The following is a 23721-nucleotide window of genomic DNA, read 5'->3' as shown; positions in this document are numbered from 1 at the left end:
AATTACTGACAAAAATTTGCTCAAATAAACTTCGAGTAATTTCTACCATCAATCAATGAAAATAATTTCGATCAATCAATCAGTAAAAATCCACACAAGTTGTTCTTCATAATCTCTTAATGATCTTCTTGTTGGTTCGTCACCAGCAAGCTAGGTCGGCTATATTACTCTTTATTTCTAAAGAGTCAACCAGTAATTCAAATTATTTTTAAACTTATCAAATAAAACCCAACTCAATCAATTCAACCAAGTCATTGTTTTATCAGAAGTTTTAATCTTCATCACCGCCGATGGATGTGCATTCTACAGCATTTCTGACCCAACGCAACACCCTTTTCCATTTATTTTTAATTTTTCATTACGTTTGTTTATTTATTCTACTAAATTGAGTTTTTTTACTATTTTTTGAGCATAAAAGGGACAATATTTCCATATTTGTCCGTTAATTTATCTTTTTCATTCTTTTCTTGCCATTTTAAAGCTCGACAATCGACATATTCACAGTAGCCACCCTCCCCACACTCGATTTCGTCGTTAATTTTAATTCGATAGTTAAAGCTTCCTGCATAGCCAGCGCCGAGTCCAAATTTAAAATCCCCACGGCTCTGCGCCTGTATATGTATTTTTAGTTTGTCATTTTGGTAAATCCATTCAAATTCACGTGGTAAATACATTTTTTGCAAATTCGGTGTTTTAACCACAGGATAAACGCGCATGACTTTAAAGAACACGCCTTGATCCGCCATGAACACTTGCTGCTGATTTAAATCTCTTAGATATAAACGTGAACTCAAAATATTGTTATAACGGTCTCGCGTTTGCATAAAGATAATTTGACGTTGTCGACTAAGGTTAATCACCTGATGGGTATAAAACGCTAAAGGTAAATATGGGAACTTGCGTATTTGTGCATAAGACAAAACCGCCAACTGATTTACATCATACATCTGGCCCTGAAATTTGATTTGCCCTTCACATTGGCACATCACCGACCAATATTCAGCTAGACCTAATCTCAATTTAATTAAACACGAAGAAATATCGGTTGTTTGCACGGACAAATCTAAACTGAGTTCAGTATCTTCTCGATGGATTTGAAATACTGCTCCATCCCAACCGACCTGTTCTTTGTCTCTAAATTTAAAGACGGTATCACTCAGACTACAGTCGTCTTTGATGGAATATGATTGTAATTGCCCAACCATATGACCGCTCACACTGGTCAATACTGTGGCTGTATTGAGTTCGTCTTGTTGAATGGACGCAGGATTTTGAAAAGCGGGAATCTGAGGCTGCCCAAGCCAACTCATAAAGTTAAGATAATGTAAGGGCGCAGGAAGATTCGGTAGACAAAGTCCATAATGGACTGAAGGATAAGGCGTATTCGGCGCATGTAGATTTATTTTTTTATGTTGCATATCTGGAGCTTGATTCAATCGTCTTGATTGATCCAAGAAATCTTGAAATATCTGCATATCAAGCTCCTTTTCATTATTTTATTTCATACTTTAACTCATACTTCTGCCTTTTTTGCCATTAAGGTTGTGACAAAGCCAGACAATGCATAAATTACTGAAATAATTAAAATACCCATTGGAATATTATACGTTACAGCAGCTAAAACAAAGACTATGATTGGTAATACCGCAAATGGAACACGGCGACGATCCACCGTTTTAAATGAATAGTATTTCACATTTGAGATCATCAATAGACCCACTGCAATAATCACTACCGCATTAAAAATCTGAATACCTGTTTCGCGTAAGTCGAAGACCGCAGGGATATCCATGCCCACCCATACCAATGAAATAATCATAACGGCTGCGAGTGGACTTGCAACACCAATAAAGTAACGTTTATCGACGACCCCAATTTGTACGTTAAAACGTGCCAAACGGAAGGCTGCACATGCGGTGTAAACAAAACATGCTGCCAGGCCAATACGGCCTAAGTCATTTAGACTCCAGCTATACATTAAAATGGCAGGTGCAACACCAAATGCTAACAAGTCCGATAACGAGTCAAACTGTTCACCAAATGGACTTTGCGCGCCGATAGCACGTGCGACACGCCCATCCAAACCGTCAAATAATGCTGCAAGGAAGATGGCATAAATGGCTTGTTGAAACTCACCATTCATACTGGCAATAATTGAATAAAAGCCGGATAACAACGCTGCTGTTGTAATCAAGTTTGGCCACAGATAGATCCCACGACGTTTCACTTTATGCCCTTCATGGGTATGCTCCTCTTCTTCAACTTCGAATGTAATGCCATCAAAAGCATTTTCATCCTTTGAAGAAATTTCCCGCTCAGGTTTATTTGTATTTGTCATTGTTCGATCCTAACTGTGACCTTTCTTTTTCAAGTTTAAAATTATTCGCCAACCAACCAGCGTACAGCTGCGTGACCACCATTTTCATTCATACGAAGATGTGGGAACAACCATTGTAATGCTTCGTCCGCATCTTCAGAGAATTTCCAAGGTGGGTTAATCACCAGTAAACCACAACCATTCAAACCAACTGGAGTGTCATCAGGCCATACACAAATTTCGCAAACCAACTGACGACGAATGCCGGTTTTGTACATTTTCTTTTCAAAACGTTCAATCATCGCGCGGTCTTTAATTGGATACCATACCGCAAAAACGCCTGTCGGCCATTTTTTATAAGCAGCTACCAACAATTCTACAAGCTGTGGAAAATCTTTACGTTCTAATTCGTAAGGTGGGTCAATCATGACCAAACCACGTTTTTCTTTTGGTGGAATTACACCCAGTAAACCTTCGTAAGCATCACGCTCATGCAAGCCTGCACGTTTATCAAAAATATTGTGGCGCAATTGTTGGAATACATCGCGCTGCATTTCAAAAATCGTTGCCTTATCAGTTTCACGCATGCCTTCAAGTGCGAACCACGGAGAGCCTGGATAAGCGCCTTTACCAAAGTTTTCACGCATTTTTTCAACAACTTTTAAATATTGTTGAACACCTTCAGGCGCATTGCGTTTAATCGAATCATCGAGCTTAACTAAACGATGAATACCATTTAAAAACTCACCTGATTTCTGCGCTTCAGAGGTCGAAAGATCGTATTTACCTGCACCGCCATGTGTATCTACATAGCGATAAGGTTTATCTTTTGCATTCAGTCGACTTAATAACTGAAGCAGCAAAACGTGCTTCATCACGTCGGCAAAGTTGCCTGCATGGAAATGGTGACGGTAATTCATGTTTCTTTAATTCCTGATATCAACGGACATTTTAGCATGAAAAATAGTTTCATTCCGATGGTATTCTTGCTCTAGAATACGTCACCTTTTTTTCCACAACTTTATGGATCGTATATGGAAACAGCCTTTCTCCCAAAGTCATGGCCGGTTGATCAAATCCTCGATGATTTAGATCAACACGGTTTTAGCATTATTGATGACGCTTATCCTGCAGAATATATACATGCACTTGTTGAAGAATGTATGTCAAATTTAAATAAATTCAGGGATGCAGCCGTACAAAATGGAGTCATCAGTAAAATTAGAAGTGATCATATTTTATGGATTAACGACACATTAGATGTCGCACAAGAACACGTTCAAGCCTTAGAACATTTATCAGAACAATTTAATCGCGCATTTTTTTCTAACATTCACGAAGTCGAAGCACATTTTGCTTGTTATAACGCAGGTGAATTTTACGCATTGCATAAAGATAATCCTCAAGGCAAAAATGGACGTGTCATTTCAGCAGTTTATTATTTGCATGAATATTGGCAAGCCGACTGGGGCGGTGAATTGCGCTTACAAGATAAGAATGATGTTTGGCATATTTTAGAACCTAAACCAAATCGCATTGCGTTATTCCAAAGTGACCTATTACACGAGGTACTCGAAGCTAAACATCAACGTTTATCGATTACGGCTTGGCTACGTAATGACAACTCGATGTGGTAATTCGAGATTCCTCCTTTAAATCCCTTAAACTATCCTCATATATGAGTCATTCATAGATGAGGATGTACCCGATGCGTCAAAACAGTCATAAAATTATTCAGCGTATTGGCGAAACCGATCAATTATTTCTACAAGGCAACAGCCCTGAACTTGCTCTTGAGCGTGCAGACTTACGCCTGCAATTGGTTAATTTAAGTAAGAACCATCAAGAACAAGTGTATTTTCTGCAAGAAGCCATTGTTCTACTTGAGCAAAGCCGGATTGAATTTGAAGAAATGCCGATTGAGCTATACATCAATTTGTCTGTACATTTAGCCAAAGCTTATATGATATTTTTTGAAATTACCCAAGAGCAGCGCTATGCCCTGATTACCCAGCAGATTATGAAACCGATGTCCAAAGCTGAACATGGCGACATTTACTTCTACTTGGCCTATGCCTCTGCGGTAAAACAGGAACCTGCGTTAACCCGCCACTGGTTAAATAAATACTGCAAATCTCAAGAATTCAAACTGACCACATTACTTGAGCATCCTGCATTTAATCCATATCGCCAAGAAGATTGGTTTGCAGAGTTACGCCAAAGCAAACTGCACTAAATAAAAAACACCTCTGAGGAGGTGTTTTTTATTTGTGGAAAAATGAAATCTATGCCGGCTGCAGCTTATATGCATCCATATGCAACTGTTGATTCAGCTCATCAATCCATATAGCCCAATCATCATCTTGTACTAAATGACTGATTAGAAAATCACGCTGCGCTTTATTCCAAAACGGCGCATCATGTAAATTTTCACTTGCAGCAAGCTGATGCGTACGCACGTATAACTCGATCGCAGCTGGACTGCTAGCTAACCCCAATTGAGAAAACAATAAAGCTAAGGATGGTTTATTTTGATTGAGCATCTCGCCCTCCTTATCAACTAATCTGTCATTTATTATTTAATTAACTTATATGATGAAGCTAAAAAAACCTAGCGTTAAAACTAGGTTTGTTGTTTCAAATTGTATTTAGATTTTGCATGATCCGGAAAGCTTATGTTCTGTATGCAATTGTTCATTTAAAATATCCACCACTATGGCCCAGTCATCATCTTTTTTCCAATGACTGATAATGAAGTCACGCTGTGACTTCGTCCAAAATGGCGCTTCATGCAATGGAACATCCATGGTGATTTGATGCGTTTCGATAAATTGATCAATGCCTTCCGGACTTGCATCTAACCCCAATTGTTCAAAAAATAGTTCCAACGTCGGTTGTTGATCAAACATTGCCGTTCTCCTCAAGCCAAAAACATTTCTTCCACTTCATAGTTATCTGTTTAATTGACTTTGTCAGTTGCAACTACATCTCAACGTGTTATTTTTTGTTCAAAACTTAAGCTTGGTATTTTTCGCAGGCCATAAAAAAGCACCCCAAATGGAGTGCTTTTTTTTATAATTTAATTTAAAAAATTAAATTATTTAACCATGTCAGCAACTGCTGCACGTTCTTCTTCAAGCTCGTTTAGAGTGACGTTGATACGTTCACGGCTGAATTCGTCGATTTCAAGACCTTGAACGATTTTGTATTCGCCATTTTCACAAGTTACAGGGAAACCGAACATTACGCCTTCAGGAATACCATAAGAACCGTCAGAAGGAATACCCATAGTTACCCATTTGCCGTTTGTGCCAAGAGCCCAATCGCGCATATGGTCGATTGCAGCGTTTGCAGCAGAAGCAGCAGAAGAAAGACCACGCGCTTCGATGATCGCAGCACCACGTTTACCAACAGTTGGAAGGAATACGTCTTTGTTCCAAGCAGCATCGTTGATTTTGTCTTTTAAGCTTTCGCCGTTTACATTTGCAAAACGATAGTCAGCATACATTGTTGGAGAGTGGTTACCCCAAACTGTCATGTTTTCGATGTCAGAAACTGCAACACCCGCTTTTTGAGCAAGTTGAGTTAACGCACGGTTGTGGTCAAGACGTAACATTGCTGTGAAGTTTTTCGCTGGAAGATCTGGAGCAGATTTCATTGCGATGTAAGCGTTAGTGTTTGCAGGGTTACCCACAACAAGAACTTTAACGTCACGGCTAGCAACTTCGTTAAGTGCTTGGCCTTGACCGATGAAGATTTCACCGTTTACTTTAAGAAGGTCAGCACGTTCCATACCAGGACCACGTGGACGTGAACCTACAAGAAGAGCGTAGTCAGCATCTTTGAATGCAACTTTAGGATCATCAGTACCGATCATACCTTCTAAAAGAGGGAATGCGCAGTCATCAAGTTCCATCATTACGCCTTTAAGCGCTTGTTGAGCTTTCTCAACTGGAATTTCTAATAATTGAAGGATAACTGGTTGGTCTTTACCCAACATTTCACCGCTTGCGATACGGAATAATAAGCTATAACCGATTTGACCAGCTGCGCCAGTAACGGCAACACGAACTGCTTGCTTCATGTAATTATCTCCAATTGAGGAAGGTCATAATGATTAAATAGCTGTTCTATCTAATCTTAATAATCATAAACGGCAAAGATTGTACTCCAATCTTTTGACGCTTGCATGTAAAAGAGAATGCTTTTCAACAAAAGTATGATAGGAAATATAAATAAAATGCAGAAAAAAGCTTAGAAAGAACCTTTAATTATGAAAGTTGCAGGACAATTTCCGACAATAGTCGTAGGGCAACTTTTATACTGCCCATTGTTTTTATAGCAAATTTTAATCTCGGTCAGTAAACTGCCACCACGGGTTTGCATACAGTTAAATTCAATACTTTGGGATACCAATCCGCTGTTCATACGCAACATTTTATTACGCAAGACATTGGCATGAATGGATTGGGTTTCTTGGCTAGTCAATTCATCTGGAATTTTTAGCTTATCTGCATGATTAATAATGGTTCTGAAATACTGACTAGCATTCATTGGGATACAGCCGCCGGTAGTGTGCCAAAGCGCCACGCGAGCATTTTCATCAGGCATAATCCGTGCAACCACTTTGGCTTGCAACGGAGAAAGTTTAGCTGAACTATTGGTGGTGCAATCACGGGTAGAAGTTTCTGGATATAGGCCCGTGATATTGAGTGAATAGCCTTCCAGACATTTACGTTTTTTACTTTTTAAAGGATCATAGGCGCAAACAGCTGGCACCATTTGTACATCCATCACATAGCCATTAACCACGGGTGCTGCCGAAAGCACAGACACACCAAAGCCTGCACCAATGCCGATGAGCAGTGATGTCAGTATTCGATAAACAGGTCTAATGTTCAAGTTCGGCATTCATTATTTACCCATATTGCGCCTCAAAACAGGCGCGTTGCTTCAATGCTTATTGCGCATTCCGTAATGGAATCATTTGCATTCGTTTTTCAATCGATTGCGGCCCCTGACCCAATAAAAGGCCGTAATGGGTTGCATTGGTCATCACATGTTTTACATAGTCTCGAGTTTCCGTTAATGGAATCGATTCCGTATATTGGTCCGCTGCAATCGCTTGATACTCAGGCTGCCAGCGTCGAGCACGATTTGGACCCGCATTGTAGCCTGCAGTCGCTAATACTGGACTATTACTCAATTGACGTTGAATCATTGATAAATAGAAAGTGCCATAACGGATATTGGTATTCATATCCGTTAATGCAGCGGGGTTATAACTCTCCCCCATCTGACGAGCCACCAATTTTGCGGTGTCTGGCATAATTTGCATTAAACCACCGGCACCGACATGTGAACGTGCGCTAGTGACAAACCGACTTTCTTGACGCATCAAGCCATAAGCCCATGCAGGGTCAATCCCTGCATTACGACTATGACTCACCACATAATTTTGATGCGGCATAGCATAACGTAAAGCATAATTGTGCTGTTTAGTGGTTCGATCTGCCGCATAAATCGCCCGATCATACCACCCCATATCGGTTGCACGTTTAGCTGCGGCAAGAATCATGCCATCATCATGCTTTAAATAGGCTTGACGCACTGCCCAGTTCCATTCACGGTTAATATAGCTGTCAGATGCATTAATATTGCGCAATGCAAAGGCACGACGGAAGTGAATGTCCTGACTGAGACGCTGCGCATCTTGTGACGAAGGCTGCACATTTGACGGAATATTGTTATAAGACTGACCAATTTTGTCACGTGCTAACAAATTATGGTAATCATCGCCAACGGCAAGCTTGCGATAAATTTCTTTAGCCGCACGTTTAGATGAGGCATCTCCACGTTGTTCAGAGGCTCGTGCTAACCAATATTGCCAACGCTCTTCCTGCTTTTGCGAAACGCTCATCGCATCAATTGCACGAATGACACTTTCCCATGCGCCAAAACGAATGGCTTGTCGCGCATAAATCTCGGCTTCTTCTGCACTAAAAGGCAGTCCATAACTCAAATCAAGATAATTTAGAACTTCACGGTTGAAATTATTTTTCATTACCGTTGTACCACCGATATACCCGACACTTCGGTATAGGGCTTTTTGTACATCGGCTGGTGTGCCTTCTGCTGCACGTTTCACCGAAGAAATTGCGCCATTTAAGTCGCTATCTGCCAAGCGTCCCATCGCATAAATCAGGTATGCATGATCTTCAGCTGTGGCTTTGGGTGCAGACCATAAATAATTCAGTGGATTGGCTTGAATGGTGTTGAGTTGTGACAAATTAATATTTACGCCAATGGTTTGCGCAGTCGCAATCGCTTGTCCTGACTGACCCGCTCTTAACTGTCCCCACATCCGTTGATGGCGGTCATCTTGAGTCATTAAAGGACTCGACAGCATCATACGGCCCAAGCCAGTACACGAGTCAGGTTGTGAGTTTGTGGTCAACCATACATCTTTAAATTCTGCGTAAACCAGAGGGTCGCCCGACTTTGCTCGGACTTGAGCCATGGCACATGTTTCAGCACGGTCAGCATTAGTCACATATTGCAAGACAGGCTGTGCTGTAGCGAAATCAGCTTGTTTGACTTTTTCTTCAACATAATCTGCAGCTAATTTTTCTGCCATTGCCGAGTTTGGATAGCGCTGTGCAAAATTAATAATGGCACTTGCTGGCTGTGAAGCCAAATTGTTATTCAGTAACCAATATTCTGGATAATAGCCCAAAACGTCATTTTGCATGGATGATTGGTATTGTTGTAATAAACTAATATTGCCTGCATTCGCAGCACGTAAAGCATCGTTAAACTGCTCATCTGCAGCTTGGGTAAACGCAGAAATTCCGGAGAGCCCGACACTCAAAGCAAGTAATTTAGCGTAATTTTTCTGTTTAAAATTATGTTTTAACATCCACTTGCCTTCTTTCATGTCATTCTGCTCAGTTACAGCACATCGAACTTTGTTTAGGAATTAGTTTAATAATTCTAAACTCTGCATTGTGTTCTGTTATGTAACCTTATGATTAGCCAATATTAATTTTCAAACATTTTTGCTTCATAAATCAATATGGCAGAGTTGTAATTTTAGGCTGTAAGTTTCTAGTGAATTACTGCTAAAATATTGCCCATTCTTAAAATCCCCTTTTTGACCTCCGCAGCTGCACAATTCAATTGATTGAATTGTCTGTCAGCCACGTATGGTTATTGATTTTCATAAAATTCCTTTAGGAGCCTACATGACGGTTCAAACCTTCATCCCGAATAGTGCCCAAGCTGCCCCAGATAACACTGTTACCCAGCCACAGCACACCCCAGCTCAAGATGGAGCAGTGAAAAAACTGTACATCGAAACGCAAGGGTGTCAGATGAATGAGTATGACAGTCAACGTATGGGCGACCTTTTAGGTGATTCTCACGGCTATGTGCTGACAAACGATCCAAAAGAAGCGGATATTCTCCTGATGAATACCTGCTCTATCCGTGAAAAAGCACAAGAAAAAGTATTTTCTGAGTTAGGCCGCTGGCGCAAGCTGAAAGAAAAAAATCCTGACTTGGTGATTGGTGTTGGTGGCTGTGTTGCCTCTCAGGAAGGTGACAACATTCAAAAACGCGCACCGTATGTAGATATGGTGTTTGGTCCACAAACTTTGCATCGTTTACCGCAAATGCTGGATCAACACACTGAACAAGTGGTCAAACCGAAAAAAGAAAAAATTCAGTTGGTGGATATTTCATTCCCTGATATTGAAAAATTCGACTTTTTGCCGGAACCGCGTGTAGAAGGTTTTAAAGCCTTTGTTTCTATTATGGAAGGCTGTTCTAAATACTGTTCATTCTGCGTAGTTCCTTATACCCGTGGTGAAGAGGTTTCTCGCCCACTCGATGACGTATTGGCTGAAATTGCCACTTTAGCTGAAAAAGGCGTACGTGAAATTTCATTACTCGGCCAAAACGTGAATGGCTACCGTGGTGAAACTTTTGAAGGGGAAATCTGTACCTTTGCAGACTTATTACGTTTAGTTGCTGAGATTCCAGGGATTGGTCGTATTCGTTACACCACATCGCACCCGCTTGAATTTAATGATGACTTGATTCAATGCTACCGTGACTTACCGCAAATGGTTTCTCACTTGCATCTACCAGTTCAAAGTGGTTCGAATGACGTGCTACAAGCCATGAAACGTAACCACACGATTGATGTATATATCGATAAAATTGCTAAATTACGTCAAGTTCGCCCTGATATGCATTTATCTAGCGACTTTATTATTGGCTTTCCGGGTGAGACTGACGAAAACTTCGAAGAAACTTATCAATTTATCCAAGATATGGACTTCGATCATTCATACAGTTTCATCTACTCAAAACGTCCGGGTACTCCTGCCTCAGAACTTGAAGACACAACCCCTGAAGATGTGAAAAAAGAACGTCTTGCAAAAGTTCAACAATGGATTAAACAATCCAGTATCGATAAAACTGATGCCATGCTGGGCACCATTCAGCGTGTTTTGATTGAGTCTGTTTCAGACAAAGATCCGAACTTGCTGATTGGTACTGCAGACAATACACGTTTGGTTAGCTTTATCGGTGATCCTGCATGGGTTGGGCGTTTTGCAGAGATTGAAGTGACCGATATTAAAACTTTGAAGTTTGTTTACGGTGAACTCTTGAATCTTGAGCCTGACGTGGCGTAATGTAAGCTTAATCGTCAGACCAATTTAAAGGAATTCTCTTGACTGCAGCGATTCGACGTACTGTAACTTTTGCTGGTATTCCACTTGACCGTTTACAAAGCATGCTCGGTGCCTATAACGGTCATCTCAAACAAATTGAACAACGTTTAGATGTCAAAATTTCTCATCGTGCAGATGCTTTTTTTGTCGATGGGGAAATCGATGCGGTAGAGAGAGCCGAAAGTCTCCTTCACCGTCTTTATGAAGAGTCCGAAACCAATCCACAGATTAGTGCGGACATTTTACACATGATGATTCAAGGCAGTCAGACTGACCGCGAAATTCAGGAAGATTTTTCTGAAAATGAGCATACCGGTTTAGACAATGTTTATCTACAAACCCGTAAAGGTCGGATCAACCCACGTGGCGCCAATCAAAAACGCTATGTACAGCGTATTTTACAAAGCGATATTTCATTTGGTATCGGCCCAGCGGGTACAGGTAAAACTTATCTCGCGGTCGCCGCTGCTGTAGATATGCTAGAACGTAATGAAATTCAGCGTATTTTATTGGTTCGCCCTGCGGTTGAAGCCGGTGAAAAACTGGGGTTTTTACCCGGTGATTTGAGCCAAAAAATTGACCCTTACTTACGTCCGCTATACGACGCTTTGTATGAAATGCTCGGTTTTGAAAAAGTCGCTAAACTGATTGAACGTCAAGTGATTGAAGTTGCACCACTGGCCTACATGCGTGGTCGTACCTTAAATCATTCTTTTGTGATTTTAGATGAAGCACAGAACACTACCCCTGAACAGATGAAAATGTTCCTCACCCGTTTAGGCTTTGGTTCTCGAGCGGTGATCACGGGCGACATTACACAGGTCGATTTACCTCGTGGTCAACAATCTGGTTTGGCACATGCCTTACGTGTGATTGAAAAAATCAAAGAAATTCATATTACTCGCTTCCACTCTCGTGACGTGGTACGTCATCAATTGGTTCAAAAAATTGTTGAAGCCTATGAGGGATGGGACAGCGAACAACATCGCCTCACGGCTGAACAACGTGCAGAACGTAAAGCACGTCAGGAAGCCTTGGTGGCGGACAATGATGCTAAAGCTGATGGGCAGCATCAAGACGAAAACATTTAAGGATTCATTTTGAAACTTAATCTCTCCTTGCAGCAAAATTTTCAGTCACCTGAATTGGTGGTGAAACGTGCGCATATCAAAAAAGTCGTGGAAACGGCTTTACGTCATATCGATACACAAAGTGATTGTGAGATCGGTATTGCATGTGTGGACAATGACGAAAGCCACAAATTGAACTTGGAATATCGTGGTAAAGACAAACCGACTAATGTGTTGTCTTTTCCGAGCGATCTCCCCGATGAAATGGCTGCAGTTTTAGACTCATTTCCGATTGGCGACTTGGTGATTTGTATTCCTGTGGTTCTTCGTGAAGCACAAGAACAAAGCAAAGCACCCCTGACTCACTTTACGCATATGCTGGTACACGGTACGTTGCACCTCATGGGCTACGACCATGAAACCTCTGATGAAGATGCTGAAGAAATGGAAGCTTTGGAGATCGAGATTTTAGCCAAATTGGGGTTTGATAACCCTTATCTGGAAAGAGATTAAGAACCCAAAAAGCGAGCTCCGGCTCGCTTTTTTTATCGTCATAAAAAACAAGGAAGGAAAGATATGCAATATGTCGTGATTTTTAAAGCACGCATTCGTACGCTTGATGAGCTGTATTTTTCGACTGCACAGCAGCTTAGAGACAAAGCCTTGACACACTTTAACTGTCAACATTTTGAAGCGCTGACAGAGGGTGAGCATGAAATCGCCCTTTCCTACTGGAATACATTAGAAGACATTCGAGCTTGGCAACAAGATGCACAACATCTGGTCGCGCAGCAATTGGGGAAAAACCAATGGTATGCGAGTTTTAGCGTCGAAATCTGCGAAGTTTTGCGACGCAATCACAACTGATTAACGCACCTCAAACTCTGCTTCTGCAGGATCGAAGCGCCAAGTACGCACAATACGAAGTTCTGAGATGTCTTTCATTTTGGCATCAAACAAACCAAAAGGTGCCGCCTTACGTACAGAGGTTTTTGCAGCTTCGTCCAATAAGTTTGAACCTGAACTTTCGATCAAACGAATGGCACGAATCCCGCCATTACTGTTCAAAATAACCATTAAACGTACTTCACCGCGTAGCTGTTGCTGTTTTGCCGCTTCAGGATAATAACGGTTACCGTAAAATTCGACTTTTTCGCGAAATTTTTCCATGTAAGCAGCAGAAACATCTTGCTTGGCTTGAATACCATCAATGGTTTTAATTTTTTGCTGACGGCTAAAATTTTGTTGACGTTGTAAATATTGGGCTTCGATACTCGCCACCATCGCAGCCTTGGCCTGAAACTGACTATTCAACTCCTCAACGGCTTTTTTGCGACTGTTTTCTTCAGCTTGTTTTTGCCAACTCAAGGTTGTCATCAACACTTTGTCTTCAAAGCTCAGCTCTTTCTTTTGTTGCAGTTGTTCTAAAGCTTCGCTTTTTTGCTCCCCGGCTTTTTGTTCGATCATCGGTGCAGGCATGTCACTCGACATACGATGTGACTCACGGAATGTCCCTGAGCCCTGCTGATCGGCTTGTGCTAAAAAGTCTGCATGTTCAATTTTTTCCGTCGTAGAACGTAAAGAAACTGCAATTTCTTTGGTGTTATAATCCGCCTCTTGGGGCATGGAAAATTGCATGGTTAAAAAAGCCAAATGCAACACAGCAGCAAACACTAATGCAGTTGCAAATATGGGATCTTTCCACCACTCTTTCATCAAGGGCATGAACGTTATTTTTTTCAGCATCACATTAAACCGACAATTTGCCGCATTCCCCAAACTGCTTAAAACAGTATAAAATAAAACTCGTATTCATTTTTTGATGAAAACGAGAAATCCATCAACACATCGATAATGCACAATTAAAATCATGAAAATGGTGCAATTTATTTTGCTAAACTGCAAGATCAAAACCTTGTGTTTTTATAGAAATCGACAAGATAAACATCGTTAAAAAACATAATTTGTCAGGATGCACTTCTTATGCAAACGCTAGTTTCCAATATCGCTAAACGTATACGCCAAGTGTACCAAAAAGCTGAAGGATTTATTGAAGATGAGCGTGAATTCCCAATGTCTCAAGTGTTTTTAAATGCGACATTTCAGCGCTTTGTGACCGATAATGTGAAAATGCTCAAAGACTTGCATGCTGACCTGCATGATGACTGGCTTCGACTGTATGCCACATTGGATTATAACGGGCTGATCATAACACTCTCTGTCGATTTAAAACTGGTACAGATGGAACTCAACAAACAAACCCAATTGATCGTATTTGAACAAATTAGTGATACACAAGTGATTGAAGCGAAGTATCCAAATGTTCTGTATAAGATGGGCGTGCGCATGGCGTTATGGTTCTATCAAAAAGTACTCAACCAAGATCCATTGGGTATGATTTTGGAAAAGCTCAATGTGATCAAAGTTAAAGATGATTTACTGTATTTAGACCTGAATCGCTGGCTCGGTAAAAGTCGATCGATTATCGACACACTGGGCAAAGTCCATGTCAACCATGCTGTTTTACGTGAGGCCGAATTGGTGGTGATTGGTAATGTTAATTTAACCGCATTGTTCACCAAGATGTCGCAAGAACGGATAGAAGACTGGGATGACTCAAATTTAAAAGACGATGAAGTCACGCCAATTAAGCAAAAGGAAAGCTAGACTTATCCTGTACTTAGATATCTTGAGCCTATAAAACGCTACACAACATATACATTAGGCACGGATTTGCGACGAGATTCTCCACAATCCAGCCGCATAATAAACATATCAGGTGGTTTAGCCCACCGCACTTCTATTGAATAGGAAAACCATACTTATGGCACATTCACTTTTGAAAAATTTAGGTCTTGTTGCTGGGGTATCGACTACACTGCTTTTGACTGGTTTCTCAAGTCAGTCATTTGCCATGAGTCCATTCCAAGCCAACTACCAATTTAACTACAACGGCAAAAACTTGGGTTCTGCAACACGTACCCTAAAACAATCTGGGAATAACTGGACGTATGTTTTCGCAGCAAAAGCTGGTGCGATGGCCTCTGCAACTGAAACCAGTCGTTTTAGTTTAAATGGCAGCCAAATTCACTCGAACAGCTTTAGCCGCAGCAGCAAAATTTTGGTGCACAACAACACCATGAATATTAATTTTAATGCTGGCGCAAAAACCATTAATACCAAAAAAGATGATAAAGCGCGTTCATTTGCGTGGAAATCAGGTGTGTTAGATGAACTCAATGCTGAATTGCAAATTCGTGAAGATTTAAAAAATGGTGGTTTGAAATCGAATTACTACATTGCCGATGCCAAAGAGGTTGAAGCTCGTAAGTTCGTGAAACAAGGCACTGAAAAAGTGAAAACCACTTATGGAACTTTTGACACCGTTAAAGTCGTGATGCGTCATGACAAACCAGGCCGTCAAACGACTTTCTGGTTAGCACCAAAACTAGATTATCTACCTGTCAAAGTTTCCCACCAAGACAATAAAACCTCTTACGGTTTATTGTTAACGGGCTATAAAGGTGCAACAAATTAATTGATTTGATCAATTTCGCTTGCATTTTTCACGGTGCTTTTTAAAATACGCTTTTGCTTTAAAAAGCACCTGCCCCTCGAGGATTCTCCCGTGCACGCTCTGGAACAGAAAATCTTAGCTGAAGGTATCGTTCTCTCTGAAGAAGTTCTGAAAGTCGATTCTTTCCTGAACCACCAAATTGACCCTGTAATGATGCAGCAAATTGGTCAAGAATTTGCCCGTCTATTTAAAGATGCTGGCATTACCAAAATCATCACCATTGAAGCTTCAGGTATTGCACCTGCAGTAATGGCTGGTCTTGAACTTGGTGTTCCTGTGATTTTTGCACGTAAATATCAATCTTTAACCTTAAAAGATGATTTGTATCGCTCAAAAGTGTTTTCTTTTACCAAACAAACTGAAAGCACGATCGCGATTTCTAAAAAGCACATCAATGCTGAAGATAAAGTTTTAGTGATTGATGACTTCTTGGCCAATGGTCAAGCGGCTTTAGGTCTTGCAGATCTTATTCATCAAGCAAGTGCTGAAGTATTGGGTATCGGTATCGTGATTGAAAAATCATTCCAACCTGGTCGTGATATTTTGCTTGAAAAAGGCTATCGCGTTGAATCATTGGCACGTGTGAAATCACTGGCGAATGGTACAGTTGAATTTGTTCGTGACTAGTTTGCGTTCAAAAGAAAAAAGAACACATCAGGTGTTCTTTTTTTTGCTAAAAATTTGCCATTAAGGTGACATAGAGCGCACTTTTTAACGCCTTAGTTACAAGCAGACAAAACATCGGTGTGCAAAACTCGATAAAATTCAGGAAAATCGTCACATTTGATCGAATGGGTCAACTACTCATCTGTCAAATTACATTATGCTGCACCATAAATTCGGCCACTTTATTTTTTAAGGCTATGGAAAGTTATGAATACAGAAGAGCAAAACATGGAATCGACAGTTAAATGTCCAAAATGTGGATCAACCCATATTGAAAAGCGTAACCATGAACAAAACTTACAAAAAATTGGTGGTGTCTTACTCAGTGGTGCAGGAACTGCTGCAGGAACTGTCGGTGGTGCGGCATCTGGCGCATCTATTGGTGCTGCGATTGGTGGCGTGACTGCTGGCCCACTTGGCGTGATTATGGGCGGAACCATCGGGACTTTTGTTGGTGCAATTAGCGTCGGTATCACAGGCGGTTTCCTCGGACACCGTTTTGGTAAAAAAGCCGGCGTGATCGTCGATCAAAATATTTTTCTCGACTACCAATGTTTAGATTGCAAACAGCGCTTTGAAGTTGAGCAACAGCCTGAAGACGCTGCAAAGACTTCGGATCAAGACTAATTTGGATATAAAAAAAGAGCGCATCAGCGCTCTTTTTTTATAGGTTATTGTTTTTCTAATATGTATTTCTAGTCTATTGAAATGCTATTCGAAAACCATGGCGAATCAATTATTTTGAAACATCAGTTAAAGATTTTGAGTCCACTTTAACTTGATCTTGTTTCGCTAAAAATTCTTTTTCTTCGGCTTTTTCTCTTGCGGGAAATCCATACTGTATAAACTGGCATTGCCGTACACAAGGAAGATGCAGCCAATACGGAACACAGGAAAGTCATTAGAAAATTAACAATAGACATCACACACCCTAAAGAAGAAATTTAAATACAAATCATGTAATCAAAAAATAAAAATAACGCGCCCAAAGACAGAGCAATATTCGACTCGAAACCATCACTGAGCAGGCTGTATTTAAAAACTTTCAATATATTGTTGATATCATTTATTTTTAATATTTCAGGAATAGTTCGACAGATTTATTTTTATATTTTGGGCGGTATACAACGTCATAAATAAAAAGACGTCACACGTAAATAAAGCAAGAAAAGTGCAATATTTAAACCTTTTCTTGCCCGTTCGCTACAAAGTTAGCGCAACTTCCTAGAGCAAGTAAGTATCAAATCAACTTTTTGACGACTTCGCCTAGGCGTTTACCCAGCTCTTCACACAAGTTACGCTCATCTTGACTCAATGACTGATCATGGCGTGGACCACTGACATGGCTTGCACCATAAGGTGTACCACCCGTTTTGGTATTCGATAATGCAGGATGGGCATTAGTTAAACCCATAACCATCATTCCGTGATGAAACAAAGGCGGCAGCATGGTCAGCAAAGTACTTTCCTGTCCCCCATGCATTGAACCTGAACTGGTAAACACACAGGCAGGTTTGCCATGTAATGCGCCATTGAGCCAAAGCGCTGTGGTTTGATCCCAGAAATATTTCATTTCCGACGCCATATTACCAAAACGTGTTGGCGAACCAAGGGCTAAACCTGAGCAATGCGCTAAGTCATCTAAGCTACAGTAAATATCGCCTTCGGCAGGAATACTGGGCTGCACGTCAGTCACCACAGTAGATAAATTTGGAACGGTTCGTATTTTTACTGCCATTCCAGACGCTTCAATTCCATTGGCAATTAAATGTGCCATCTCACGTGTTGAACCATATTTGCTGTAATACAACACCAGTACATAAGCTTGCGTCATTTTTATAAATTCAATGAAAAAAGAAAACTATACGGTATTTTTCCTATTTTTTGGTTAAGCTAAGTGATGAAAATTGCATAAACATGACTAAAATAACTCGAGACTTGAACGAATGATCGAAGCATTTTTAAAAAAACTTCCCTTTTACGACAAGAAATGGTTTCAGTTTGTTTTATTTGTCATTCGACGTTTTGAAGCCGATCGCTGCCGTGAACAAGCAGGATCATTAACCTATACCACCTTGTTTGCAGTGGTACCCATGTTGACCGTATTCTTGGTCATCATCTCCTCAATTAAAGCTTTAGAACCTGCTCGTCAACAGCTTCAACAATTGATTTATAGTAATTTCCTACCGAAAACGACAATTGCTTTTGATAAAGCACTGAATGCATTCACCGATAAATCCAGTAACCTGACTGTTATTGGTGTACTGTTTTTATTCATTACCACAGTTATGATGCTGACCAGCATTGAGACAGTATTTAACCGAATTTGGCGGGTGCGTGAGACACGTGGCGGCATTATTGGCTTTATGCGCTATTGGACTATTATCTCATTAGGCCCAATCTTATTGGGTAGCGCATTTGTTGTGTCATCTACCTTGGCCTCTATGAATGTCCTCAGCAATAATTTTGCCGGCTATGAACTGGATGGGGCTTTTCTGCTGTGGATCTTGTCTTTTTCATTGACCATTTTAGGTTTTTTCATTCTGTATTGGACGATTCCCAACCGCAGTGTGCCGATTAAGGCGGCGCTGATCGCGGGTGTCTTTAGTGCCGTGGTATTTGAATTACTCAAAAACCTCTTTGGTTTTGTCATGTCAAATTTCACCAGTTATCAAATCGTTTACGGTGCTTTTGCTGCAGTGCCAATTTTCCTGCTTTGGATATTCCTTTCATGGAATATCGTACTGATTGGGGTAGAAATTAGTTATGCACTGACAGCTTTCAATTCGGGCAACGACCAAAAACGTCATCCTGTTATTATGTTGATGGATTTGCTTGAATTATTTTATAAAAAGCAAAAACTCGGTCAGAGCGTGACAGAAAAAGAAGCGCTTGAGGTTTTAGGGCGTGATGAAATCGGCCGCCTGCCAAGCTATATTTTATTGTTTGAAGAGCAACACCTGATTAAACGTACAGATGATGATCATTATGTTTTAGTTCGTAATTTAACCCAAGTGGACTTTTGGAGTTTTTACAGTAAGCTGCCCTATCCGCTCCCTAAACGGCAAGATTTAGGTCGCGTCGATCCAGATGATGTTTGGATGGAAAAAATTGGGCCGCAACTGGTCGAATCGGATGATTATCTCGCGGCCAAACTCTCGATACCGCTTGCGACTATTTTTGAAGAAAAATAACCGTATAAATTAAAAGGGAGAACTGCAGTTCTCCCTTTTAATTTATACATGATATTAGATCGCTGTGCACTGATGTCCCATCAATTTAGACAACCACCGATGCAAGGTTACCGTCATCACTCCAACCATTACTAAGGCCGTTCCCAAAATAAAGTTCAGTTCAATCGTTTCGTTTAAGATCAATACGCCAAAGACCAGTCCAAAGATTGGGGTAAGGAATGAAAAAACGCCCAGACCATTGGCCAGATATTTACTTAACAGCCAAAACCAAAGCATCAGGCTAAAAAATGAAATAATGAGCACATGAAAAATCATACTGCTGATGGACAACACCGTCCAATGTACAGTCATTTGTCCTGTCAGCCACGCCACGGGTAATAAAAATACACAACCACCAACCAACTGATAAAACAAGGTCTGAGTCGGAGGTGCATCAGAGAGTTTGGTGAGTCTTAATGAAATGGTGGTCAAGGCCCACATCACCCCAGCAAGTAATGCCATCGCATCACCCAACAGGGCTTGAGTGTTGACTGTAGTACTACTTTCACGTCCCATAAACGACAGTACTATTCCTGAAAAGGCAATAAAAATACCGACCCATTGGATCGCTGTGAGTTTTTCTTCAGGCAACTTCCAATGTAAACCTAATGCCACAAAAATCGGTGCGGTATAGAGCAAGACAACGGTATGTGATGCAGAGGTATAGCGCAGGGATTCTGCCACTAAAATAAATTCGGCTGAAAATAAAAACGCCAACCAAATACCCGGCAGCAAGTATTCGCGTGTATATAAATGTGTTCCCGGCTTGAGACGAATCAGTGGAAAGACCAACAGCGCAGCCAAACCCGATCGAATGGCAATTTGCATGATCGGCGCAATATCAACCGCGGCCAATTTCAAAATGACCTGCTGAATCCCTAAAATCATGCACAAAATAATCATCAGGCCAGAAGCTTTTGCATCTAGCGCCTTACGCTGTTCCACACTATTTACTCGACAATACGATAAGCAACACTATAGAACTGTCAGAAATAAAATATATACTTCAAAATAGACAAGTGATCTTCTTATTCAGGCAAAATTTCTCATGCGTCATAAAGCTCGTGCAGATCATACGCAGTTGCAACAACTTCCCACCAACGATGAAATTCAAGCAGCACTGTGGATCAGTTTTCGTGACGATCCTGCACTGTCTGTTTATCCCGTTCATGGACATGCTTGGGGCGAGTTTGTCTATGCCTTTAATGGCGTAATGGAAGTGAACATCAACCAGATAGACTATATTACCCCACCACCTTATGGCATTTGGCTTCCCCCACACTTAGAACATAGTGGTTTAAATCGTACTGCAGTTTCACATGGCACCTTATATGTACATGAATCTCTATGCACCCACTTGCCGAAACAACCGGGGATTTTACTCAGCTCACCTTTAGTTACAGCGATATTCAGCCATTTGCGTCTGTTGCATCAACAAGCCGATCTCATGGAAAATACGGCCGAGTATCAACGCTTACTCCATGTGATCTTAGATCAACTGCATCAAGCCAAACTGGTCAGTAGTTATTTACCGCATTCGGATCACCCTGCCCTCAAACAGCTGCTTGATTATTTACATCAACATCCTGCAGATCAGAGCGCGCTTGAGCAATTGGCACAGCGGATAAACATGACGGAACGTACTCTGGCACGTTATTGTCAAAAAGAACTTGGGATGTCGCTGCATGAATGGCGACAACGCCTCAAAGTCATGAAAGCCATGTCGATGCTCAACGCAGGTCAAACCGTCGAAAATATTGCTTTAGAACTTGGTTATGCCAATGCCTCGGCGTTTATAAATATGTTTAAAAAATGGATGCTTTGCACCCCAGATCAGTTTAGAAAATCTGCCTTAAAGCCCTAAATTTGTTTAAATTTAGCTATAAGGGTCTCTATAAAGTGATTCAACAATCCGCTAAGATCAAAAAATCCACAAAGAATGATAATGACTCCATTTCGAATGAATAAAAAAACCATTTTAGCGCTGTGTTTATCTGCCGTATTTTTAACGGCTTGTAGTTCCAAAGAACAGCGTGAATTTAAATCTGCACTCAAAACCGCTCAAACGGGCGATGCGACTGCACAAATGAAAGTGGGTGATTTATACCTCAGTGGAACGGGCACAGAACAAAATATCGAACAAAGTGTACATTGGTACAAAGCTGCTGCGGATCAAGGCACTACGGACGCATTCGCATGGTTGATGACCCAAGCTTATCAAGGCAACCCGCATGCAGATCAAGTGATTCGAAAGATGCAGCAAGATGGCAATATTTTCCTTGCACACTGGGTGCTAGACCTTGCAAAAAAGACCCATGATCCTGCTGCTGAATATACCGTTGGTTGGATGTACGACACGGGAAAAGGCTTAATTCAAGATAAGCACCAAGCGCAAATTTGGTATGAAAAAGCTGCCAAACAAAAGAATGTCGAAGCGATCAAAGTCTTGGGAAATCAACATTATTTTTCTGAACATCCTTCGTCTACACCCGACAAAGCAGCTGAATATTTAAGCTATGCCGCAGAACAAGGGCAAGATGCTGACGCGGCGATGAAAATGGCACATTATTATCATTATGATATTCGAGATGGTGAAAAAGCGCGACAATGGTATGCCAAAGCTGGTGCATTGGGAGACACCGACTCACAGCATATGGCCGACACCTATGAAACATGGAAAGACACTGGTCCTTTACAACCCAATGAGCCACCACCATCAAGCAGTACTGAATAGATCAATCAAAAAAGGCTGCATTAAGCAGCCTTTTTGTATGTCGTTCACAGATTATTTGACAAAGGTTGTCCAGACATAGTCCTGATTTTTGCCTTTTAGGGTCATTTTCAACTGCTCACCTGACTGTAGTGCCGCGACACCTGCAGGCGTACCCGTCATGACCACATCACCAGCTTCAAGACTAAATACTTGGCTAATATCGGCCAGTAATGTACCCACATCAAAAATCAGCAAAGCAGTATCACCGTTCTGACGCAGTTCATCATTGACATGCAAGGTATAATGCACATCTTTCCAATCTTGAACCACCTCTTGGACATCGACCCAATCCGCAAGGATGCAAGAACCATCATAAGCTTTGGCACGTTCCCACGGCTGACCTTTTTTCTTTAAGTCATCTTGTAGATCTCGCAAAGTCAGGTCTAGGCCCAAAGTCACAGCTCCTACTGCTTCTAAGGCTTTGAAAGGATCAGTTTCAGCCGATAAAGGTCGATCAATACGTAAACTTAATTCGCATTCATAGTGGCAACTGCCCCATACAGGATTCCATGAGATGCCTTGCTCTAATGCGGTTAATGCACTTGGCGGCTTCATAAAAAGCACAGGACGGTCAGGAATTGCATTGCCTAATTCTTTGGCATGATCTGCATAACTACGACCGACGCAAACAATTTTAGATGGACGTGACTGCATACTACTCCCTCTTTTGTTATGAATAGATTGTCTTAGTGCTGAAAAGTATTGGTAAAAATCGCTTGGTCCGCAGTATTTTTAAATGCACTTTTCGGCACAATAATCACGGTTTTATTTTTCAGCTCAAGCATATAGGTCAATTTGCCTTCAGCAAAATTTGCCACTTCAGCATAATGGAAGACATTCTTACGACCATTGGCATGACTTTCTGCATAGTCTTGAAATAAATCAATACCTTGTTCACTTTTGCCTAATTGGTATTTTACAAACTGGCGTTTAAACATCATCGGTAAAAACCAATAACGCATGATGCCTTGAAGGAGTAAAAAGAAAGCACCCAGCCCAACATAGTAGGCACCAACTCCATCTACACCCAAGTAAAAACCCCAGATGATAATCCCAAGGCTAATCGCTGGCGTTAAAAAACGCGTAAATTGCTTTTTGCCAAAAGTTGCTAGTGCAAAACCATCCTGTGATTCTTCTAGATTTAAAAAATAGCGCAGCGATAATGCAGGTAGATTCTCAGACATAAGCGTATGAATATTTAAAAATGAATTGCGCTAAATACTACACCACAATTCAAACTTGCTTCATGCTTTTTAATGGTCGGTTGTAACACTTCACTACTTCCCTTCCCTCTAGAAATACGTTAAAAACAGCAACAAATAAAAGATTGCATACGCAGGATGT

General features: G+C 41.0%; 26 protein-coding genes. 13 read left to right on the top strand and 13 right to left on the bottom strand.

Features of this window, described 5'->3' with window-relative positions:
* Positions 1-398 precede the first annotated feature (398 nt).
* The 3 genes from FTU29_RS09360 to FTU29_RS09350 are packed head-to-tail and all read right to left on the bottom strand — an operon-like array spanning position 399 to position 3237.
* Positions 399-1475: a DUF6670 family protein gene (locus FTU29_RS09360; RefSeq protein ID WP_180121490.1), complete on the bottom strand. Its 1077-nt coding sequence runs from the start codon at positions 1473-1475 to the stop codon at positions 399-401.
* Between the two features lie 38 nt (positions 1476-1513).
* Complete coding sequence (gene pssA / locus FTU29_RS09355; RefSeq protein ID WP_180121488.1) at positions 1514-2338, bottom strand: CDP-diacylglycerol--serine O-phosphatidyltransferase; 825 nt, start codon at positions 2336-2338, stop codon at positions 1514-1516.
* Between the two features lie 41 nt (positions 2339-2379).
* Positions 2380-3237 (bottom strand): 23S rRNA (adenine(2030)-N(6))-methyltransferase RlmJ, encoded by an 858-nt coding sequence (locus FTU29_RS09350; RefSeq protein ID WP_078189232.1) that lies wholly within the window; start codon positions 3235-3237, stop codon positions 2380-2382.
* 114 nt (positions 3238-3351) lie between these two features.
* On the opposite strand from FTU29_RS09350, the gene FTU29_RS09345 reads away from it, so the two are divergent.
* On the top strand, positions 3352-3954 hold the full coding sequence (locus tag FTU29_RS09345) for a 2OG-Fe(II) oxygenase (RefSeq protein ID WP_111885952.1): 603 nt from the start codon (positions 3352-3354) through the stop codon (positions 3952-3954).
* Positions 3955-4025: 71 nt separating this feature from the next.
* On the top strand, positions 4026-4553 hold the full coding sequence (locus FTU29_RS09340; RefSeq protein WP_180035684.1) for a hypothetical protein: 528 nt from the start codon (positions 4026-4028) through the stop codon (positions 4551-4553).
* 49 nt (positions 4554-4602) lie between these two features.
* Here the strand turns inward: FTU29_RS09340 and FTU29_RS09335 are convergent, their stop codons facing one another.
* The 5 genes from FTU29_RS09335 to FTU29_RS09315 form a co-directional block, all read right to left on the bottom strand.
* On the bottom strand, positions 4603-4860 hold the full coding sequence (locus FTU29_RS09335) for a DUF2789 family protein (protein WP_078189234.1): 258 nt from the start codon (positions 4858-4860) through the stop codon (positions 4603-4605).
* Positions 4861-4965: 105 nt separating this feature from the next.
* Positions 4966-5226 carry a DUF2789 family protein gene (locus FTU29_RS09330; RefSeq protein ID WP_078192425.1) on the bottom strand — a complete coding sequence of 87 codons (261 nt, stop codon included), beginning with the start codon at positions 5224-5226 and terminating at the stop codon, positions 4966-4968.
* Between the two features lie 188 nt (positions 5227-5414).
* Positions 5415-6401, bottom strand: coding sequence for a malate dehydrogenase (locus tag FTU29_RS09325; RefSeq protein WP_078192426.1), 987 nt, complete (start codon positions 6399-6401; stop codon positions 5415-5417).
* Positions 6402-6571: 170 nt separating this feature from the next.
* Positions 6572-7228: a ribonuclease I gene (locus FTU29_RS09320; protein WP_180092952.1), complete on the bottom strand. Its 657-nt coding sequence runs from the start codon at positions 7226-7228 to the stop codon at positions 6572-6574.
* Positions 7229-7277: 49 nt separating this feature from the next.
* On the bottom strand, positions 7278-9254 hold the full coding sequence (locus FTU29_RS09315) for a lytic transglycosylase domain-containing protein (RefSeq protein WP_180121486.1): 1977 nt from the start codon (positions 9252-9254) through the stop codon (positions 7278-7280).
* Between the two features lie 307 nt (positions 9255-9561).
* Here FTU29_RS09315 and miaB point away from each other — a divergent pair, with 307 nt between their 5' ends.
* From miaB to FTU29_RS09295, 4 genes are all read left to right on the top strand, one after another.
* On the top strand, positions 9562-11019 hold the full coding sequence (miaB, locus tag FTU29_RS09310; protein ID WP_078192429.1) for a tRNA (N6-isopentenyl adenosine(37)-C2)-methylthiotransferase MiaB: 1458 nt from the start codon (positions 9562-9564) through the stop codon (positions 11017-11019).
* 38 nt (positions 11020-11057) lie between these two features.
* The gene (locus tag FTU29_RS09305) at positions 11058-12149 is read left to right on the top strand and encodes a PhoH family protein (protein ID WP_111885944.1); all 1092 of its coding nucleotides are present in this window, start codon (positions 11058-11060) and stop codon (positions 12147-12149) included.
* A 9-nt stretch (positions 12150-12158) separates the two neighbouring features.
* Positions 12159-12641: an rRNA maturation RNase YbeY gene (ybeY, locus tag FTU29_RS09300; RefSeq protein ID WP_078192431.1), complete on the top strand. Its 483-nt coding sequence runs from the start codon at positions 12159-12161 to the stop codon at positions 12639-12641.
* Positions 12642-12704: 63 nt separating this feature from the next.
* Positions 12705-12995, top strand: a complete 291-nt coding sequence (locus FTU29_RS09295; RefSeq protein ID WP_111885943.1) for an antibiotic biosynthesis monooxygenase — start codon at positions 12705-12707, stop codon at positions 12993-12995.
* On the opposite strand, the gene FTU29_RS09290 is transcribed toward FTU29_RS09295, so the two are convergent.
* Positions 12996-13853 carry an energy transducer TonB gene (locus FTU29_RS09290; protein WP_194087884.1) on the bottom strand — a complete coding sequence of 286 codons (858 nt, stop codon included), beginning with the start codon at positions 13851-13853 and terminating at the stop codon, positions 12996-12998.
* Positions 13854-14111: 258 nt separating this feature from the next.
* On the opposite strand from FTU29_RS09290, the gene FTU29_RS09285 reads away from it, so the two are divergent.
* The 4 genes from FTU29_RS09285 to FTU29_RS09270 all read left to right on the top strand — a co-directional run bounded on the left by FTU29_RS09285 (position 14112) and on the right by FTU29_RS09270 (position 16998).
* Positions 14112-14795, top strand: coding sequence for a hypothetical protein (locus FTU29_RS09285; RefSeq protein WP_078192433.1), 684 nt, complete (start codon positions 14112-14114; stop codon positions 14793-14795).
* Between the two features lie 157 nt (positions 14796-14952).
* Entirely contained in the window at positions 14953-15666 is a 714-nt protein-coding gene (locus FTU29_RS09280; RefSeq protein ID WP_180008408.1) for a DUF3108 domain-containing protein, read from the top strand.
* 90 nt (positions 15667-15756) lie between these two features.
* Positions 15757-16332: a xanthine phosphoribosyltransferase gene (locus FTU29_RS09275; protein ID WP_078189246.1), complete on the top strand. Its 576-nt coding sequence runs from the start codon at positions 15757-15759 to the stop codon at positions 16330-16332.
* Between the two features lie 267 nt (positions 16333-16599).
* A complete protein-coding gene (locus FTU29_RS09270; RefSeq protein ID WP_143221668.1) occupies positions 16600-16998 on the top strand; it encodes a hypothetical protein in 399 nt (132 codons plus the stop codon).
* A gap of 613 nt (positions 16999-17611) precedes the next feature.
* Here the strand turns inward: FTU29_RS09270 and wrbA are convergent.
* Complete coding sequence (gene wrbA, locus FTU29_RS09265) at positions 17612-18205, bottom strand: NAD(P)H:quinone oxidoreductase (protein WP_180026043.1); 594 nt, start codon at positions 18203-18205, stop codon at positions 17612-17614.
* A gap of 112 nt (positions 18206-18317) precedes the next feature.
* On the opposite strand from wrbA, the gene FTU29_RS09260 reads away from it, so the two are divergent.
* Positions 18318-19565 carry a YihY family inner membrane protein gene (locus FTU29_RS09260; protein ID WP_078192438.1) on the top strand — a complete coding sequence of 416 codons (1248 nt, stop codon included), beginning with the start codon at positions 18318-18320 and terminating at the stop codon, positions 19563-19565.
* 54 nt (positions 19566-19619) lie between these two features.
* On the opposite strand, the gene FTU29_RS09255 is transcribed toward FTU29_RS09260, so the two are convergent.
* Positions 19620-20549 carry a DMT family transporter gene (locus FTU29_RS09255; RefSeq protein ID WP_180026044.1) on the bottom strand — a complete coding sequence of 310 codons (930 nt, stop codon included), beginning with the start codon at positions 20547-20549 and terminating at the stop codon, positions 19620-19622.
* Between the two features lie 103 nt (positions 20550-20652).
* On the opposite strand from FTU29_RS09255, the gene FTU29_RS09250 reads away from it, so the two are divergent.
* Together FTU29_RS09250 and FTU29_RS09245 are read left to right on the top strand one after the other, a co-directional pair.
* Complete coding sequence (locus FTU29_RS09250; RefSeq protein ID WP_180121484.1) at positions 20653-21468, top strand: helix-turn-helix domain-containing protein; 816 nt, start codon at positions 20653-20655, stop codon at positions 21466-21468.
* An 81-nt stretch (positions 21469-21549) separates the two neighbouring features.
* Positions 21550-22338, top strand: a complete 789-nt coding sequence (locus FTU29_RS09245) for a tetratricopeptide repeat protein (protein WP_180010536.1) — start codon at positions 21550-21552, stop codon at positions 22336-22338.
* A 51-nt stretch (positions 22339-22389) separates the two neighbouring features.
* Here the strand turns inward: FTU29_RS09245 and FTU29_RS09240 are convergent, their stop codons facing one another.
* Together FTU29_RS09240 and FTU29_RS09235 are read right to left on the bottom strand one after the other, a co-directional pair.
* Positions 22390-23031, bottom strand: a complete 642-nt coding sequence (locus FTU29_RS09240; RefSeq protein WP_180121482.1) for a fumarylacetoacetate hydrolase family protein — start codon at positions 23029-23031, stop codon at positions 22390-22392.
* Between the two features lie 32 nt (positions 23032-23063).
* Complete coding sequence (locus FTU29_RS09235; RefSeq protein ID WP_180121480.1) at positions 23064-23561, bottom strand: YcxB family protein; 498 nt, start codon at positions 23559-23561, stop codon at positions 23064-23066.
* Positions 23562-23721 lie beyond the last annotated feature (160 nt).

It is taken from the genome of Acinetobacter sp. YH12086 (assembly GCF_013419345.1).
In the GTDB taxonomy this organism is placed as follows: Bacteria; Pseudomonadota; Gammaproteobacteria; order Pseudomonadales; family Moraxellaceae; genus Acinetobacter; species Acinetobacter amyesii.
The sequence above is the reverse complement of the archived record's forward strand: the minus strand, read 5'-3'. Positions and strand labels throughout refer to the sequence as shown.

Bases quoted from the DNA above. Each gene is read 5' to 3' on its own strand.
- FTU29_RS09360 (WP_180121490.1), bottom strand. From the start codon at position 1,475: ATGCAGATATTTCAAGATTTCTTGGATCAATCAAGACGATTGAATCAA.
- pssA (WP_180121488.1), bottom strand. From the start codon at position 2,338: ATGACAAATACAAATAAACCTGAGCGGGAAATTTCTTCAAAGGATGAA.
- FTU29_RS09350 (WP_078189232.1), bottom strand. From the start codon at position 3,237: ATGAATTACCGTCACCATTTCCATGCAGGCAACTTTGCCGACGTGATG.
- FTU29_RS09345 (WP_111885952.1), top strand. From the start codon at position 3,352: ATGGAAACAGCCTTTCTCCCAAAGTCATGGCCGGTTGATCAAATCCTC.
- FTU29_RS09340 (WP_180035684.1), top strand. From the start codon at position 4,026: ATGCGTCAAAACAGTCATAAAATTATTCAGCGTATTGGCGAAACCGAT.
- FTU29_RS09335 (WP_078189234.1), bottom strand. From the start codon at position 4,860: ATGCTCAATCAAAATAAACCATCCTTAGCTTTATTGTTTTCTCAATTG.
- FTU29_RS09330 (WP_078192425.1), bottom strand. From the start codon at position 5,226: ATGTTTGATCAACAACCGACGTTGGAACTATTTTTTGAACAATTGGGG.
- FTU29_RS09325 (WP_078192426.1), bottom strand. From the start codon at position 6,401: ATGAAGCAAGCAGTTCGTGTTGCCGTTACTGGCGCAGCTGGTCAAATC.
- FTU29_RS09320 (WP_180092952.1), bottom strand. From the start codon at position 7,228: ATGCCGAACTTGAACATTAGACCTGTTTATCGAATACTGACATCACTG.
- FTU29_RS09315 (WP_180121486.1), bottom strand. From the start codon at position 9,254: ATGAAAGAAGGCAAGTGGATGTTAAAACATAATTTTAAACAGAAAAAT.
- miaB (WP_078192429.1), top strand. From the start codon at position 9,562: ATGACGGTTCAAACCTTCATCCCGAATAGTGCCCAAGCTGCCCCAGAT.
- FTU29_RS09295 (WP_111885943.1), top strand. From the start codon at position 12,705: ATGCAATATGTCGTGATTTTTAAAGCACGCATTCGTACGCTTGATGAG.
- FTU29_RS09290 (WP_194087884.1), bottom strand. From the start codon at position 13,853: ATGCCCTTGATGAAAGAGTGGTGGAAAGATCCCATATTTGCAACTGCA.
- FTU29_RS09285 (WP_078192433.1), top strand. From the start codon at position 14,112: ATGCAAACGCTAGTTTCCAATATCGCTAAACGTATACGCCAAGTGTAC.
- FTU29_RS09280 (WP_180008408.1), top strand. From the start codon at position 14,953: ATGGCACATTCACTTTTGAAAAATTTAGGTCTTGTTGCTGGGGTATCG.
- FTU29_RS09270 (WP_143221668.1), top strand. From the start codon at position 16,600: ATGGAATCGACAGTTAAATGTCCAAAATGTGGATCAACCCATATTGAA.
- wrbA (WP_180026043.1), bottom strand. From the start codon at position 18,205: ATGACGCAAGCTTATGTACTGGTGTTGTATTACAGCAAATATGGTTCA.
- FTU29_RS09260 (WP_078192438.1), top strand. From the start codon at position 18,318: ATGATCGAAGCATTTTTAAAAAAACTTCCCTTTTACGACAAGAAATGG.
- FTU29_RS09250 (WP_180121484.1), top strand. From the start codon at position 20,653: ATGCGTCATAAAGCTCGTGCAGATCATACGCAGTTGCAACAACTTCCC.
- FTU29_RS09245 (WP_180010536.1), top strand. From the start codon at position 21,550: ATGACTCCATTTCGAATGAATAAAAAAACCATTTTAGCGCTGTGTTTA.
- FTU29_RS09240 (WP_180121482.1), bottom strand. From the start codon at position 23,031: ATGCAGTCACGTCCATCTAAAATTGTTTGCGTCGGTCGTAGTTATGCA.
- FTU29_RS09235 (WP_180121480.1), bottom strand. From the start codon at position 23,561: ATGTCTGAGAATCTACCTGCATTATCGCTGCGCTATTTTTTAAATCTA.